Source organism: Rhodobacterales bacterium HKCCA1288, from assembly GCA_015693905.1.
Lineage (GTDB): Bacteria > Pseudomonadota > Alphaproteobacteria > Rhodobacterales > Rhodobacteraceae > M30B80.
Window position 1 is genome coordinate 1917001 of sequence record CP065161.1, and the last position, 15596, is coordinate 1932596.

Here is a 15596-nt window from a genome sequence, read left to right on the forward strand (position 1 = left end):
AATGTCCGAAGAAGTGAGATATGATGCCGCCGATGAGGCCGAGGTAATCCTCGGCCAAGATCGCGCTGATGCATCTGCCGCTTCGGATGGGCAGACCCCCCCCGAATTGGGGCAGGGTATGGGTTGCCACGCAGGGGCGGCCGAAATGGAAGCTGCCGCGCGCATGGCGGGGAAATCCGAAATCCTTGATCAATATGCCCGCGATTACCCGCAGGGGCCGCATGACAAACCCCAAAGCATGTGCCCTGCCTTTGGCAGTTTGCGCGTAGGGTTGCGGATGCGCCGCGTGGCATCGGTTTTGTCTGGCTCGGCCTGCTGTGTCTATGGCCTCAGCTTTGTCAGCCATTTTTATGGCGCGCGCCGTTCAGTCGGCTATGTGCCTTTCAACTCGGAAAGTTTGGTTACGGGCAAGCTCTTTGAGGATATTCGGGATGCCGTTCACGAGATGGCAGATCCCGCGCGCTATGATGCGATTGTGGTGACCAATCTTTGCGTTCCGACCGCCTCTGGTGTTCCGCTGCGTCTCCTGCCGCAGGAGATTAACGGTGTTCGGATCGTGGGCATTGATGTGCCAGGATTTGGAATTCCCACCCATGCCGAAGCCAAAGATGTGCTTGCAGGCGCTATGTTGAATTATGCCCGTAAAGAGGTGGAGGCTGGCCCCGTCCAAGCCCCTGTTTCGGGCAAATCAGATCGCCCGACAGTGACCCTGTTGGGCGAGATGTTCCCAGCCGATCCCATTGGGATTGGTGGGATGCTCGCGCCGCTCGGTCTGGCGGCAGGTCCGGTCGTTCCCTGCCGTGAGTGGCGCGAGCTCTATTCTGCCTTGGATAGCGAAGTGGTGGCAGCAATCCACCCGTTTTATACATCCGCCATCCGAGAATTTCAGGCCGCAGGCCGCACGATTATTGGCAGCGCCCCCGTTGGATATGACGGCACAGCCGCATGGCTGTCTGCGATTGGTGCGGCTTATGGTGTTGCAGCGGATCAGATTGCTGCTGCGCAAAACGCCTTTTTGCCCGCGATCAAGGGTGCGCTTGCCGCCCAAAAGATCAACGGAACGATCACCTTGTCGGGCTATGAGGGGTCAGAGCTTTTGGTCGCGCGCCTGTTGATCGAGAGTGGGGCCGATGTGCCCTATGTTGGCACGGCCTGCCCGAAAACACCTTGGTCAGAGCCTGATTTGGACTGGCTAACAGCTAAGGGCGTTAAGGTTAAATTCCGCGCAAGTCTTGAAGATGACTGCGCCGCGATGGAAGCCATCAAGCCTGATCTTGCCATCGGCACGACCCCTGTTGTGCAGAAGGGCAAAGAGCTTGGCATCCCAAGCCTGTATTTCACCAATTTGATTTCCGCGCGTCCTTTGATGGGGCCAGCGGGTGCAGGGTCTTTGGCGCAGGTGGTCAACGCGGCCATGTCAAACAAAGACCGCATGGATCATATGCGCGCCTTCTTTGAAGGTGTTGGTCACGCGGATACAGCAGGCATTTGGGAAGGCAGCCCAAATGAGCGGCCTGATTTTCGCGCCACGCATCAGAAAAAACTCGACAAAGCGGCCCGTGCCGCCAAAGCGCAGGAGATGATCTGATGTTGATCCAAGATCATGATCGCGCGGGCGGATATTGGGGGGCGGTTTACGCCTTTACCGCTGTCAAAGGATTGCAGGTGATCATCGATGGCCCAGTGGGTTGTGAAAACCTGCCCGTCACATCGGTTCTGCATTACACTGATGGGTTGCCACCCCATGAATTGCCGATTGTGACCACGGGTCTTGGCGAGGAAGAATTGGGCCGTGATGGCACTGAGGGCGCGATGAAACGCGCTTGGGGCACGCTAGACCCCGCGCTTCCTGCCGTTGTTGTCACGGGCTCGATTGCCGAGATGATTGGCGGGGGGGTCACACCCCAAGGCACCAATATTCAACGCTTTTTGCCGCGCACCATTGATGAGGATCAATGGGAGGCCGCAGATCGTGCCATGACGTGGATTTTCACGGAATTTGGCATGACCAAGGGGCGTATGCCGCCCGAGAAACAGCGTGACGAAGGGTCTGCGCCGCGGGTCAATATTCTTGGGCCGATGTATGGCACCTTTAATACGGCCTCTGATCTGCACGAAATTCGCCGCCTTGTGGAAGGCATCGGGGCCGAAGTGAATATGGTCATGCCATTGGGCAGCCATTTGGCCGAAATGCGCAACTTGGTTAACGCGGATGCCAATATCGTGATGTATCGCGAATTTGGGCGCGGTTTGGCCGAGGTATTGGGCAAGCCCTATTTGCAAGCGCCCATTGGGGTTGAGTCGACCACGAAATTCCTGCGCCAATTGGGCGAGATGTTGGGCCTAGATCCCGAGCCTTTTATCACCCGCGAAAAGCATTCGACCCTCAAGCCTGTTTGGGATCTGTGGCGGTCGGTCACGCAAGATTTCTTTGCAACGGCCAATTTTGGCATCGTGGCGAATGAAACCTATACCCGCGGCATTCGGCATTTCCTTGAAAGTGATCTTGGGTTGCCCTGTGCCTTTGCGGTGGCACGCACAGCAGGCAAAAAAACCAACAATGACGAAGTGCGCAGCCTGATTTCTGCAAAGCGTCCCTTGGTCTTGATGGGATCCATCAACGAGAAGATGTATCTCGCGGAAATGAGCGCGGGCCATGGCCCTCGCCCGTCTTTCATCCCTGCAAGTTTCCCTGGCGCTGCGATCCGCCGCGCCACGGGCACGCCCTTCATGGGATATGCAGGTGCCACTTATCTTTTGCAGGAAATCTGCAACAGTCTGTTTGATGCCCTGTTCCATATTCTTCCGCTTGGCAGCGAGATGGACAGCGCCAAAGCAACCCCGACAACATTGCGCCGCGATTTCCCATGGGACGCTGATGCGCAGGCGTTGCTCGACAAAATTGTTGCCGAACACCCCGTTTTGACACGGATTTCGGCAGCCAAAACTTTACGCGATGCCGCAGAAAAAGCCGCGCTTGAAAGCGGGGCTGAGCGGGTCGTGAAAGAAACGGTGGCGCAACTCGCGCCCCGCCGTTTTGAGACGCTGAACGAGGGAGGCGTATAATGACAGATATTAGCTCCAACACCCAGATTGCGCGGTCAAAGCCGCCCAAAACGGAGTTCATGATTTACTTCGGGATCATTTTTCTCGCGACCTTGCCGCTTGCCACGCTCACTTGGGGCTTGGCTGCGCTGCGCACAGGAAGCTTGACGGAAAAAGGCCCCGTAAAGCGCGCTTGGAGCCAAGCGCGGATTATCACGCCGATGATTTTTTCGGCCTGATCCTCTCACTCAGCCGCCGTTCGAGACTGATTAGACCCGGTCGAGGCGCATAGGTGAGACGATAACATTCTCGGCGTGACGACCGGAGCCGACACAAGTTCGCCAATGCGGGGTGACTACCCGCGTGGGTGGAATGCCGACAAGACAATGAGGTTTTGTCGGGGCCCGGCCGCAGGGTGTGCGGCACTAGTCAAACGTTCCGGAGGAAAGTTCATGGCTGGTAACACCGATCTGTCCTTTACAGGTCTGACCGACGAGCAGGCGCAAGAGCTCCACTCGGTGTATATGAGCGGCCTTTGGCTGTTCGCAGGCATCGCCCTGCTTGCTCATATCGCCACGTATATCTGGCGCCCGTGGTTCGGCTGAGGAGAAAGACATGTCCAAATTTTACAAAATCTGGCTGATCTTCGACCCGCGCCGCGTCTTCGTGGCCCAGGGCGTCTTTCTCTTCTTGCTCGCTGCAATGATCCACTTGGTGGTTCTGAGCTCGGGTCTCAACTGGTTTGAGACTGCAGCTGCAGCAGGCATGTAAGAGTTAGGCCCGCCGCCTGCGGCGCGCCTGATATGCCTTATGACATCGCTGCGGGCGGGCTGCCCGCCCGCAGCTAACCGACCAATAACGGACGGCTAAGTGGAGATGATCCAAAGCCGCCAAACGCGGAGACAGACGCATGGCTTTGCTAAGCTTCGAAAGAAAATATCGCGTCCGCGGAGGGACGCTGATTGGCGGCGATCTGTTCGACTTCTGGGTTGGCCCTTTCTATGTGGGCTTCTTTGGGGTGACCACGATCTTCTTCGCTGCCCTTGGAACCATCCTGATCTTCTGGGGGGCGGCCATGCAAGGCACGTTCAACCCTTGGACGATCAATATTGCCCCACCTGACCTCTCATACGGGTTGGGCATGGCCCCGCTGCTTGAAGGCGGCCTTTGGCAAATCATCACGATTTGTGCCGTTGGCGCCTTTGTATCTTGGGCCTTAAGAGAAGTTGAAATCAGCCGAAAGCTTGGCATGGGCTATCATGTTCCATTTGCCTTTAGCTTCGCGATTTTGGCTTATGTGACATTGGTTGTTGTGCGCCCCTTGTTGCTTGGCGCATGGGGACATGGCTTCCCCTATGGCATCTTTAGCCACCTCGATTGGGTATCCAACGTTGGGTATTCCTATCTGCATTTCCACTATAACCCAGCCCATATGATCGCGGTGACCTTCTTCTTCACCACGACCCTTGCCTTGGCGCTGCATGGTGGTTTGATCCTATCCGCGGCGAACCCTGAAAAAGGTGAGGAAGCGAAAAGCCCTGATCACGAAGACACGTTCTTCCGTGATTTCATCGGCTATTCCATCGGCACTTTGGGCATCCACCGCCTAGGTCTGTTGCTGGCTTTGAATGCTGGTTTCTGGAGCGCGGTTGGTATCGTGATCTCTGGCCCCGTTTGGACAAGCGGTTGGCCTGAATGGTGGAATTGGTGGCTAACACTGCCGATCTGGCCAGATCCAAGCCCGATCCACGCGGTTTCGGGAGGGATGTAAACCATGGCCTATTTCGAATATCAAAACATCTTCACGCAGGTGCAGGTGCAGGGTCATCCCGAGATGGGGATGGACAATGAAAACAACTTGGCGGCCGAGCGCACGAAGTCGGCCTCCTTCTCGACCCTCGCAGGTTTGATTGGCAACGCGCAGCTTGGCCCCGTCTACTTGGGTTGGGCAGGCACGATCAGCTTGGCGACAGGTTTGCTGTGGTTCAACATCGTTGGCCTCAACATGCTGTCCCAAGTGGGTTGGTCGATCCCCGAGTTTATTCGTCAACTGTTCTGGTTGGCGCTTGAACCTCCTGGGCCTGAATATGGTCTAAGCATTCCACCGCTGAACGAAGGCGGCTGGTATATCATCGCAAGCTTCTTTCTGCTTGTTTCGGTGATGTCTTGGTGGTTGCGCACCTATCTTTTGGCTGAACAGCATAAGATGGGCAAACATATCGCTTGGGCCTTTTTGGCAGCGATTTGGTTGTTCCTTGTGTTGGGTTTGTTCCGCCCTGTCTTGATGGGCCAGTGGAGTGAGGCAGTGCCTTACGGCATTTTCCCACACCTTGATTGGACGACAGCCTTCTCCATCCGTTACGGGAACCTCTACTATAACCCGTTCCACGCACTTTCGATTGTGTTCCTTTATGGTTCGGTTCTGCTCTTTGCGATGCATGGCGCGACCATTCTGGCGGTATCGCGCTTTGGCGGCGACCGCGAATTGGAACAGATCTATGATCGTGGCACGGCATCTGAACGCGCAGCCTTGTTCTGGCGCTGGACGATGGGCTTTAACGCCACAATGGAGGGGATTCACCGTTGGGCTTGGTGGTTCGCGGTTTTGACCCCGATCACAGGTGGCATCGGCATCCTTTTGACAGGAACCGTGGTGGATAATTGGTTCATCTGGGCGCAAGAGCATAACTTTGCACCAGAATACCTCGCACCCTATGGCTACGAGGCCTATGGCAGCTATGAAGGCTTCCTTGGCCAAACCACGGGAGGAAACTGAGATGTTCCCCAAATGGTTCAATGAATGGAACTCGAAAAACCCGACCAATATTTATGGCCCTGCCATTTTGGTCGGGGTGGTGGGTGCCGCGGTCTTTGCCGCAGCTGCATTGGTCACCATCGGTCAGCCGTTCAAAACAGACACGCTGCAAACTGGCCCGCGCGGGACAGGGATGGGTGTGCCTGAATTCCAAGCTGACTTGGCGGCCTCTTATCCTGACGCGGATAATTTCTACACCACCGAGCCAATTGTTCCCGAAGCCAATGCGCGCCCGATCCGTATCGTGCGTGCCGATGCAGAGCCAACCTTGGGTTATTTGACACCTGAGAACTATGACCGATTGGTCGAGGCAATGCGTATTTGGACAGGTATCCCCGACCTCTTTGCAGGCGAGGAAAACTACCAAACCGTGGTGGCGCGGAATATGATCGAGATGACCCAGAATATTAACGAATTCTGGGGCGGGCACGTTAACGCCAATGCGGAAGTGGGTGTCACCTGTTACACCTGCCACCGTGGTCAGCCCGTGCCAAATAATATCTGGTTCGAAGTGTCGCCTGTGAATGAAAACGCAGGCGGTTGGTCGGCAAACCAGAACCGTGTGACGATTGTGTCAAACTCGACATCCTTGCCCTCGGATTATCTGGAAACCTATCTGCTCTTGAACGAAGACGGTCAGTATAACCGCATCGGTGTGCATGATCTGGCTTCGCGCGTGCAGCAGATTGAGGGGGATCCGCTGATCCAACATGCAGAACGCACTTATGCCTTCATGAATTACATTGCGAATTCTTTGGGCGTGAATTGCACCTTCTGTCACAACACGCGGGCTTTCTACGATGCGGCACAGGTCACCCCACAATGGGCGACCGCAACGCTTGGCATTCAGATGGTGCAAGAGGCGCTTGACCTCTACATCCTGCCATTGGCCGATGTTCTGCCAGCAGAACGACTAGGGCCTGTGCATGGTGACGTGCCGAAATTGGCCTGTCGCACCTGTCACCAAGGGCAGCAGCGTCCATTGCGTGGCTTGAACGTGATCGCGAATTGGCCCGAGCTTGCCACAACATCGGGCGAGCCTGACTATTCGGCCTTTCAGTGATGTTTGGCTGCGGCCAAAATAAGACCCTGTTCTGCGGTATAGACCCTATATCGCAGAACAGATCAGACCATCAGAACTCACCTATCGTCCCTTCGTAGGTGCGCCTTGCCACGGGTTTGGGGTTTCCCCACCCGTGGTTTTTTCTGGCTTGGGAGGGCTGGAAAGATGACACGACCAACGACCGAGCTTCTTAATCGTATTCAAAGCCCCGCAGATTTGCGCCGCATGAGTGATGACGAATTGGCCCGCCTCGCGGATGAGTTGCGAGCCGAAACGATCTCCGCTGTATCGGAAACGGGCGGCCATCTGGGATCAAGCCTTGGTGTCGTAGAGATGACCGTGGCAATCCATGCCGTGTTCAACACCCCCTATGATAAGCTGATCTGGGATGTCGGGCATCAATGTTATCCGCATAAAATCCTGACAGGTCGGCGTGATCGCATCCGCACCTTGCGTCAAGAGGGCGGTTTGTCAGGTTTTACAAAACGCAGTGAATCGGCTTTTGACCCGTTTGGTGCGGCGCACAGTTCAACCTCAATTTCGGCGGCGCTGGGCTTTGCCATGGCGCGTGAATTGGGTGAGGCCACTGGTGATGCTATTGCCGTTATCGGGGATGGTTCGATCTCCGCAGGCATGGCCTATGAAGCCATGAACAACGCGGGCGATTTAGGGCGGCGCTTGTTCGTGATCTTGAATGACAATGATATGAGCATTGCGCCCCCTGTTGGGGCGATGTCCCGCTATCTGCAAGATTTGGCGAAACATTCGCCGCTTTCGGCATTAAAGGATATTGCCGATGGTATGGTGCCCCTCTTGCCCGAGCCATTTCGTGCGGGCGCGACCCGCGCGCGGGAGTTGGTAAAAGCGCAAATTGGCGACTTGCCGCATGGGGAAAACCTGTTTGAGCATCTAGGTTTTGACTATATCGGCCCGATTGATGGTCATGATATGGACGCGCTCCTTGAGACGCTGCGTCATGCGAAAACCCATGCAACAGGCCCTGTTTTGATCCACGCGGTGACAGTAAAGGGCAAAGGATATGCGCCTGCCGAAATGGCGGATGATTGTTATCATGGTGTGGCGAAGTTTGATCCGAAAACCGGTGTTCAACAAAAGGCTACTGCGAATGCGCCCAGTTACACGGGCGTGTTTGGCAAACGTCTTTTGGCTGAGGCGCAAAATGACCCAAAAGTTGTGGGTGTCACAGCCGCCATGCCAGGCGGCACGGGTCTGAACGTGATGCAGCAGGCCATGCCACACCGTATTTTTGATGTGGGCATTGCGGAACAGCATGCGGTGACATTTGCCGCCGCTTTGGCTGCAGGTGGCCTCAAGCCATTTTGTGCGATTTATTCTAGCTTCCTTCAGCGCGGTTATGATCAGATTGTGCATGATGTGGCGCTGCAAAATTTACCCGTACGCTTTATGATTGATCGCGCAGGATTGGTGGGCGCCGATGGCCCGACACATGCAGGCGCGTTTGACATCAATTACCTCGCGGCCCTGCCCAATATGGTGGTGATGGCTTGTGCGGATGAGGCGGAATTGGTCGATATGATCGCGACCGCTGTCGCCTATGACGATGGGCCAATTGCGCTGCGTTATCCGCGCGGTGAGGGCACTGGCGTTGCCATGCCTGAAAACGGGCAGATATTGGAAATCGGTAAGGGTCGTATTCTGCAAGAGGGCAGTGATATTGCCTTGCTCAGCCTTGGGGCGCATTTGTCCGAAGTGCAGGAAGCTGCCGCCGCCTTGGCCGCGCGCGGTATCTCTGTCACCATCGCGGATGCAAGATTTGCCAAGCCGCTGGATACAGATTTGGTCAATGATCTGGTCGCCAATCACAAGGCCATTGTCACAGTCGAACAAGGCTCTGCACTAGGGTTTGGTGCCTTAGTTTTACATCATCTTGCCGCCACAGGGCGTTTGGATGGTGGCGTGTCTATCCGCACCATGCATCTGCCTGATCGGTTCATTGAACATGCAAGCCCCAAGGCGATGTATCGCGATGCGGGATTGGGGGCTGATGATATTATGCGCGCAGGCTTGGCCGCGCTTGGCATTGCCGCGCCGAATTTTGAGCAAGACAGCAAAGTCGCAAAATTGAAACGCTAGACCTTTGCGTCAGCGCCAAAAATCTTTGCCGCGTGTTCCTCAAGATAGATCCTGAGCCACGGGGTAAAGCTCTGCGGCGCTGCTTTGACGCGCGCGGATAGACCATCGAGATCCATCCAAGCAATATCGACCACCTCATCGGGATTGGGCGTTGGCTCAATCTGCGGGGGCAACGCGCCGACAAATATATCGACAAGTTCATGCTCGATGAGCCCGCCGCCAACATCCGCGCGGTATTCCACGCGATCGCGTTTTTCCAACGCAATGATGGGTAGGCCTAGTTCCTCGCCCAAACGGCGTTGCGCACAGCTAAGCGCATCTTCGTTCCAATGTGGGTGGGTGCAGCAGGTGTTCGTCCAAAGTCCAGGTGTATGGTATTTCGACAAGGCCCGCCGCTGCATCAATACTTTGGTCCCGCGCATCAGAAAGACGGAAATCGCCTTATGACGCAATCCGCGCTGATGCGCCAACAGCTTGTCTACAGGTTTTAGCTCATCCCCGATCCATGCGGGGATCATGACATCATCCATCGCTACACACGTGTCGCAGAAATTAAACCCGTCAAATGGGCCAGATTTTTAACACCGATCTTGATATGCGCCAAAGGCCGCGCTTTGACCAGTTTCTTGTTCATATAGGCCTCGAAGGTCAGGCGCTGCACATCAATATCGTGACACAGGCTGACAAAGCGCTCGCGCCGCTCATCGGATCGGTAATAGGCGTTTTGCATCGCGCTCAAAACTTTGAACACGCCCTTATGTTCGCGCATGAACAACCGCCGCGCCAGATCTAGGTCTTTGATACGGCCTGATTGCAGCTTTGCTGCGGCGGCTGTGGCCGCCACACGGCCACCCACCATGGCATAATAAATTCCTTCGCCCGAAGAGGGGGCAACCACACCTGCTGCATCGCCCGCAAGCACGACATCGCGCCCATTGTCCCAACGGTCGAGCGGTTTGAGGGGAATAGGCGCCCCCTCGCGGCGAATGGTTTTGCAATTGGCCAGATGTGAAAACGCGCGCAAATCAGCGGTGGCTTTTTTCAAATCAACCTCTTTATCCATCGACCCCATACCAATGGATGCGGATTTCCCATGTGGGAAAACCCAACCATAGAAGTCAGGGCTGATCCGTCCGTCATAGACCACATCACAACGATCCGGGTCATAAGCATCGGTGCCGCCTTCGGGGGCCTCGACAATTTCGTGATAGGCAATGACGTAAGGAATGCGATCACCGCCCTTGACCTCGTCCCGCGCCACGTTCGAGCGCGCGCCATCCGCCCCAATGACCACCGCACAGGTCAAACGGCGGGTGTCGCCTGTTTCTTTGTCGCGATAGATGACATGTGTGCCTTGTGCATCGCGTTCGATCTTTGTGTAGGTGCCTGTGAAACGCTCGGCCCCTGCATCAGCGGCGCGGACACGCAGGAATTCATCGAAATTTTCCCGATCCACCATGCCGACAAAGCCGTTTTCAATCGGAATATCCACTTTGCGCCCTGTTGGTGAGATCATCCGCGCCGTTGTGATCTTTGCAACGATCTGCGTGTCTGGAATGTCAAAATCAGCGATTAAGCGGGGTGGGATTGCGCCGCCGCAGGGCTTGATCCGTCCTGCGCGATCCAACAAAGCAACACGATGGCCAGACAGCGCCAGATCATGTGCGGCGGTCGCCCCTGATGGGCCACCCCCTACGACAACAACATCATAATCCATTTTATTCTCCTGGCACTGAAAGGGGCGTGGAAAGTCTTGGTTGCGCGGGCCCTGCAATCACGCGTGCCGCCATAAGGGCGGATGCGATATAAAGCGCGGCCTCGAATAAAAACACGGCGGCAAACCCATCGGCATCGCCCATCACAGGGCGCGCCAGATCAACAAGGGCGGCGCCGATCAGACCACCAAACCCTGCGGCAATTGCTTGGGCTGCCCCCCAAAGGCCCATTCTCGTGCCTTCGCGGGCGGTGCGGCCTTCGCCTGCAAGCGCCATCATAGATCCGATGGCCGCAACAGCGAAAACGCCGTTGAAAAACCCCATGGCCACCACGGCGGGCAAAAGTGGTGCGCTTGGCCCGATTTGACCAAGCCATGCAATCACGAGGAGCGCGGCAGCAGACCCTAAACACCCCCCCACCACCCATTGGCGGAGGCTGCCAAGGCGCAGCGCGGTTCCCGCAACGCCCACTAAGACCATACCCAAAAACACGCCGCCATTTTGTGCGCCAGAGAGGGAGGTTGATTGACCTGGGGTGAAGTGAAACACGAGGCCCGAATAGGGTTCTAGGATCAATTCCTGCATGAAATAGGCAGACATGCTGAGGAACACGAAGATCGTGAAATGGCGCGCTTTGCGCTCGGCCCAAATTTCACGCAAGCCCTCCAAAAAGGGTGCGGATTGTTCTTCGGCGCGGGCGGTGACCTTCGCTTCAATGCCCCAGATGGACAAAATCGTCAGACCCACAGCGCCAAATGACACCACGCTGACCACAGCCATCAGTCGCGTATGGCTATAGGGGTCGAGGAATTGACCAGCGACCCCAGCGGTTACGGCAATGCCGAATATCATCAAAAGCCATGTGATGGTGGCCGCAGCAGGACGGCGTGCAGGGTCGGTTGCGGTTGCCAAAAGCGCCAATAGTGATGTGCCAGATGCCCCAACCCCAACACCGATCATCACATAGGCCAAGATGGAGACGGATAGGCCGAGCATGTAATGGCTTGCAAAAAGTGACAGCGCATAAGCCGCCAAACCTGCGCCGCTCGCCAAAATCACCATGCCCCCGATGATCCAACGGCTGCGCGATCGGCCTGTATCCGAGCGATAACCCCATTGGGGTCGAGTGATTTGAATGGCGTAATGCAACCCAACCAAGAGGCCGGGCAGGATCGCAGGCAGGGCCAATTCCACAACCATGAGGCGGTTTAGGGTCGAGGTTGTTAAAACCACAATTGCGCCAAGGCACAGCTGAATAAACCCAAGTCGAATAATCTGCACCCATGTCAGGCTCATGTCGCTATCCCCCCAAGCCGCGCAGGCCAAAGGCCGCGATCATCATGCCCGAGACATAAAGCGAGACGCCTGTGGCATTATACCAAGGCGCGCGTTCTTTTGGGTTTTGCATTAAAACCTGCATCGCGGCGATTTGCGCCAACAGCGAGGCCGTGATGAAAAAGCCGAACCAAGGCCTGTCCCAGTGGAACATCAAAAGAATGACGATGAATTGGGGAATGGCCATCACCCATGCCGCCACCAATGCGGCGCGGCGTGGGCCAAGGGTTACGGGCAGCGAATTCACGCCCATTTGGCGGTCGCCTTCTAAGGCCTTAAAGTCATTGAGCGTCATGATCCCATGCGCGCCAATCCCGTATAGCAGCGCCGTTATCACGATGGGCCAAGACGGCGCACCTGCCGATAAAACCGCAGCGCCCGTGAACCAAGGCAAGCTTTCATAAGACAGACCAACCAATCCAGGCCCCAAAATGCCTGATCGTTTCAGGCGAACAGGCTCGGCGGAGTAGGCCCAAGCAGCGGCGATCGCCACAAGCGTTGCGCCAAATCCCCAAGGGCCAAGCGCAAGCCCGATGATGGCGGCAGCGCCTGACATGAGAATTGCAATCCACAATCCCCATTTTCCAGGGATGCGCCCCGAAGGGATGGGGCGATAGGGTTCGTTGATCGCGTCCACATGACGGTCGCACCAATCATTGGCTGCTTGGCTCATCCCGCAGACAATCGGCCCCGCCAAGATAATACCCAAAGCCAAGCCCAACCAATGGCCCGAAGTAGCCATTCCTGTGGAAATTGCCCCGCAAAGATAAGCCCACATTGGGGGAAACCATGTAATGGGTTTAAGGAGCGTCAAGACGGCGCGTGGTTCAGGAAAGGCACGCGGGGTCTGGCGGGTATGCGTGTCGGTCGTTACGCTCATACTGTCAAGTTACACTGACAGTAAGCGACTCGGCAAGTGTAAACTATACTTGACGCACGCACCAAAAGACGCGCGATGCCCAAGTTTTAAGGGGGATTTACTGGCCGTTCTTGTTCAAAAGCCCGTATTTGCGCAGTTTCACATAGAGTGACTGACGCGACAGGCCTAACATCTCGGCGGCTGCAACGCGGTTGTTATCCGTCAATTCCACGGCGGTTTCGATGCACATCTTCTCAACCACATCGGTGGTTGCTGCGACAATTTCCTTGAGGGGTGCGGAACCCACCAAGTCCATCACATTGCGCATCGCATCATCACCTACAGGCGCGCCTGCAGGAACCGGTGAGCTTGGCTCGCGCACAACTTCCATTCGAGATGTGTCACGGATCACAAAGGCAAAACCGCCCATGGATTGACCCATCATGTGAGTTGCTGAAATCTCGACCGAAAGCTGTGAGCCATAGCTGCCCTCAAGCCGCGTGGAATAAACCCGCATTTTCCCCGCGCGCGAGGCGTTGTCGATCAACACTTTCATGTCAACGCTGCCGCGGATCAAAAACTCACTGAGGGATTTTCCGCGAATATCGCTCAGCCGCGCAGTATCGCAGAGGCCAAGGAACGCGTCATTCGCAGATTTTATGGTGCCGTGGTTATCTGTAAAGACAATCGCATCTGCACCATGTTGATAGAGGATTGCCATCGCCTCAGACAGCTCGGCAGCGATCACCTCAGAGGTGCCATCAACTTCAATCCGACAGAGCAATGTATTGTCGCCCGCAGCACGGAACAGCGATGGATAAAGCGATACAGATTTATTCTGTCGCTTGGTCGTGACAATCATCGGCCCACCGATGCTGTCACCTGCGCGCGCCACCAAGGTTTCGATGAATTCAACCCGCCGTTTGCCTTCGAATTCAGTGGCAAAGGTGGCGCCAGTTAGACTATCAGCTGTACCACCCAGCGCCTGCGCGGCGGCGGTGTTAAGATCGGTGATCCGACCAGAATTCACATCCACCAAAATAAGCGCATCGCGCGCAGCTTCCATGATCACGCGGTAGCGTGTTTCGTAATCGCGGTGGGTTTCGTAATCTTTTTCAAGGGCAAGCTGTGCTTTGACCAAGCGGTGCTGCAATTCCGCAATTGGGCGCAGATCGCGGCCAAGCATGAGAATAATATCATCCCGCCCCGTTTTGTGGAGCGTGTAGCGAATTGGGAATTCCCAACTGGCATTGTCGTAGTGATTGACCTCAATCGCTTCGACTTTGTTTTTCTTGCCGCCCCGATAGGCCTCGAGCTGTGCCTCTAGTTTGGATAGCGAATCCTCGGCCATGAATTCGCGAATATCGCGGTCTTTCCAATGGTCGAGTCGGCCCAAACTGGGGTTCAGGGGATTGGTGATAACCGAACGGACAAGACCAGATGTGTCTAGCACAATCGCTAAATCCGCCGCAGTCGCGACAATATCGTTAAAATGCTCAGGCGCGATAGGCGGGCCTGCGGGCTGATCCCAAAAATCTGTTCCGCGCGTGTTCATACGACGTTCCGTCCGTTTCCGTTACCTGTTCTCGGTCGCATCGTTTCGTTCAGTGCCTTGCGACGCTTGGGCGGGCTCAACGTCTGTTTTTGTTAGCCCACAAAATTCAAGCGCAGCTTCGATATCAGCGGTCGCGAAGTCCGCCCCTGTGATGCCGACCGTATCGAGGCCAGAGTCAATAATAGACCCCCCCACGATGACGGGCGTTATACGAGGAACGCTCTGCTTTATTATTTCCACCAAATCCTTTACGGATGCAAGCGTTCTGCGTCCAGCCGCCGTGACACCTATCATGTCATACTTAAAACGCTTCACCCGCTCGGCAACCTGCCGTGCGTGTTGAGACACGGAAATATGAACATCGTAACCACGCCGTCTAAGCTGATCGGCAACAACAAATACACCGAGCGTATGATGCTCAGGATACGGAACAACCAATAGAATCGTGCCGCGGTTTTTGACAATTTCGCGGCGTTGCTGCGTGGTCAGTCCACGCACTGTTTCCTGCAATCGGGCCGAGCCGATGGAAACCTCGGCAAAGCTCAAACTGTCATTGGCCCATCGGAAACCCATCAAACGGGCGGTCGCGGGAATGACATAGTCAATGGTATCCTCGATGCTGACACCTTCTTGGGCCAGCTTGGTGAGGGCATCGTGACGATGCGCCTCTTCGGGCGAGATGAATGCCTCTGATAAGGTTTCAAGACGGCGCGCGAGGCCCTCGGGCGTGGGTGCTGATTGACGCGCCAAAACAGAAATCGCGGCCTTGGCCAGCGAAGTAATTTCTGCCGTGCGTTTTTCCGTCCCTTTGCGGGACGTAGCGTCACCGTCTTGGGTCATTCGGCTCCTCACCACCAACAAGACTGAAGAGAAGGCAGTCTTACTGGCCTGTGTTAAAAGATCGGGGCGATCTTTTTCCTTGTATTGGCCGCTATAGTCGCGGCCCGTCATCTGTCTGCCGCGTGTGTTGCACAACCGCTGCCCTGTCTCAAGGGCAGTTGTTTCGCCTGCAAGTGTCTCGCAAACGACCGCATCTGTCAAAGAAAATTGACAATTCCCTTGCGTCAACAAGCGCCAAAGCGCCGATGGGTGCC

At 55.8% G+C, this 15596-nt stretch carries 15 protein-coding genes; 9 read left to right on the forward strand and 6 right to left on the reverse strand.

Translation table 11 applies throughout. The annotated features are described in order from the left end of the window. The first annotated feature begins 1 nt into the window (after position 1). The 9 genes from bchY (at position 2) to I3V23_09435 (ending at position 9038) form a co-directional block, all read left to right on the forward strand. Positions 2-1588 carry a chlorophyllide a reductase subunit Y gene (gene bchY, locus I3V23_09395; protein QPI84798.1) on the forward strand — a complete coding sequence of 529 codons (1587 nt, stop codon included), beginning with the start codon at positions 2-4 and terminating at the stop codon, positions 1586-1588. Then, positions 1588-3066 (forward strand): chlorophyllide a reductase subunit Z, encoded by a 1479-nt coding sequence (gene bchZ / locus I3V23_09400; GenBank protein ID QPI84799.1) that lies wholly within the window; start codon positions 1588-1590, stop codon positions 3064-3066. The genes bchY and bchZ overlap by 1 nt, the downstream gene beginning before the upstream one ends. Continuing rightward, a complete protein-coding gene (locus I3V23_09405; protein QPI84800.1) occupies positions 3066-3284 on the forward strand; it encodes a protein pufQ in 219 nt (72 codons plus the stop codon). Before bchZ ends, I3V23_09405 begins: the two co-directional genes overlap by 1 nt. A 213-nt stretch (positions 3285-3497) precedes the next feature. Continuing rightward, a complete protein-coding gene (locus I3V23_09410) occupies positions 3498-3650 on the forward strand; it encodes a light-harvesting protein (protein ID QPI84801.1) in 153 nt (50 codons plus the stop codon). A 10-nt stretch (positions 3651-3660) separates the two neighbouring features. Beyond that, the gene (locus I3V23_09415) at positions 3661-3816 is read left to right on the forward strand and encodes a light-harvesting protein (GenBank protein ID QPI84802.1); all 156 of its coding nucleotides are present in this window, start codon (positions 3661-3663) and stop codon (positions 3814-3816) included. A 139-nt stretch (positions 3817-3955) separates the two neighbouring features. Beyond that, the gene (locus I3V23_09420; protein ID QPI84803.1) at positions 3956-4816 is read left to right on the forward strand and encodes a photosynthetic reaction center subunit L; all 861 of its coding nucleotides are present in this window, start codon (positions 3956-3958) and stop codon (positions 4814-4816) included. 3 nt (positions 4817-4819) lie between these two features. Continuing rightward, positions 4820-5821, forward strand: coding sequence for a photosynthetic reaction center subunit M (locus I3V23_09425; GenBank protein ID QPI84804.1), 1002 nt, complete (start codon positions 4820-4822; stop codon positions 5819-5821). Position 5822: 1 nt separating this feature from the next. Next, complete coding sequence (locus I3V23_09430; protein QPI86776.1) at positions 5823-6923, forward strand: photosynthetic reaction center cytochrome c subunit; 1101 nt, start codon at positions 5823-5825, stop codon at positions 6921-6923. Positions 6924-7088: 165 nt separating this feature from the next. Next, positions 7089-9038, forward strand: a complete 1950-nt coding sequence (locus I3V23_09435) for a 1-deoxy-D-xylulose-5-phosphate synthase (GenBank protein ID QPI84805.1) — start codon at positions 7089-7091, stop codon at positions 9036-9038. On the opposite strand, the gene idi is transcribed toward I3V23_09435, so the two are convergent. The 6 genes from idi to I3V23_09465 form a co-directional block, all read right to left on the reverse strand. Then, positions 9035-9568: an isopentenyl-diphosphate Delta-isomerase gene (idi, locus tag I3V23_09440; protein ID QPI84806.1), complete on the reverse strand. Its 534-nt coding sequence runs from the start codon at positions 9566-9568 to the stop codon at positions 9035-9037. The two genes, I3V23_09435 and idi, sit on opposite strands and share 4 nt — an antisense overlap. Before the next feature lie 2 nt (positions 9569-9570). Beyond that, positions 9571-10755 (reverse strand): geranylgeranyl diphosphate reductase, encoded by a 1185-nt coding sequence (locus tag I3V23_09445; GenBank protein ID QPI84807.1) that lies wholly within the window; start codon positions 10753-10755, stop codon positions 9571-9573. A gap of 1 nt (position 10756) precedes the next feature. Beyond that, positions 10757-12049, reverse strand: coding sequence for a BCD family MFS transporter (locus I3V23_09450; protein ID QPI84808.1), 1293 nt, complete (start codon positions 12047-12049; stop codon positions 10757-10759). Positions 12050-12053: 4 nt separating this feature from the next. Further along, positions 12054-12968, reverse strand: a complete 915-nt coding sequence (gene chlG, locus I3V23_09455) for a chlorophyll synthase ChlG (GenBank protein ID QPI84809.1) — start codon at positions 12966-12968, stop codon at positions 12054-12056. A 97-nt stretch (positions 12969-13065) separates the two neighbouring features. Beyond that, a complete protein-coding gene (gene ppsR, locus I3V23_09460) occupies positions 13066-14502 on the reverse strand; it encodes a transcriptional regulator PpsR (protein QPI84810.1) in 1437 nt (478 codons plus the stop codon). 21 nt (positions 14503-14523) lie between these two features. Continuing rightward, positions 14524-15543: a cobalamin-dependent protein gene (locus I3V23_09465; protein ID QPI84811.1), complete on the reverse strand. Its 1020-nt coding sequence runs from the start codon at positions 15541-15543 to the stop codon at positions 14524-14526. Between the last annotated feature and the right edge of the window lie 53 nt (positions 15544-15596).

Excerpts from the sequence above, each read along its gene's own strand:
- bchY (QPI84798.1), top strand. The coding sequence starts at position 2 with ATGTCCGAAGAAGTGAGATATGATGCCGCCGATGAGGCCGAGGTAATC.
- bchZ (QPI84799.1), top strand. The coding sequence starts at position 1,588 with ATGTTGATCCAAGATCATGATCGCGCGGGCGGATATTGGGGGGCGGTT.
- I3V23_09405 (QPI84800.1), top strand. The coding sequence starts at position 3,066 with ATGACAGATATTAGCTCCAACACCCAGATTGCGCGGTCAAAGCCGCCC.
- I3V23_09410 (QPI84801.1), top strand. The coding sequence starts at position 3,498 with ATGGCTGGTAACACCGATCTGTCCTTTACAGGTCTGACCGACGAGCAG.
- I3V23_09415 (QPI84802.1), top strand. The coding sequence starts at position 3,661 with ATGTCCAAATTTTACAAAATCTGGCTGATCTTCGACCCGCGCCGCGTC.
- I3V23_09420 (QPI84803.1), top strand. The coding sequence starts at position 3,956 with ATGGCTTTGCTAAGCTTCGAAAGAAAATATCGCGTCCGCGGAGGGACG.
- I3V23_09425 (QPI84804.1), top strand. The coding sequence starts at position 4,820 with ATGGCCTATTTCGAATATCAAAACATCTTCACGCAGGTGCAGGTGCAG.
- I3V23_09430 (QPI86776.1), top strand. The coding sequence starts at position 5,823 with ATGTTCCCCAAATGGTTCAATGAATGGAACTCGAAAAACCCGACCAAT.
- I3V23_09435 (QPI84805.1), top strand. The coding sequence starts at position 7,089 with ATGACACGACCAACGACCGAGCTTCTTAATCGTATTCAAAGCCCCGCA.
- idi (QPI84806.1), bottom strand. The coding sequence starts at position 9,568 with ATGGATGATGTCATGATCCCCGCATGGATCGGGGATGAGCTAAAACCT.
- I3V23_09445 (QPI84807.1), bottom strand. The coding sequence starts at position 10,755 with ATGGATTATGATGTTGTTGTCGTAGGGGGTGGCCCATCAGGGGCGACC.
- I3V23_09450 (QPI84808.1), bottom strand. The coding sequence starts at position 12,049 with ATGAGCCTGACATGGGTGCAGATTATTCGACTTGGGTTTATTCAGCTG.
- chlG (QPI84809.1), bottom strand. The coding sequence starts at position 12,968 with ATGAGCGTAACGACCGACACGCATACCCGCCAGACCCCGCGTGCCTTT.
- ppsR (QPI84810.1), bottom strand. The coding sequence starts at position 14,502 with ATGAACACGCGCGGAACAGATTTTTGGGATCAGCCCGCAGGCCCGCCT.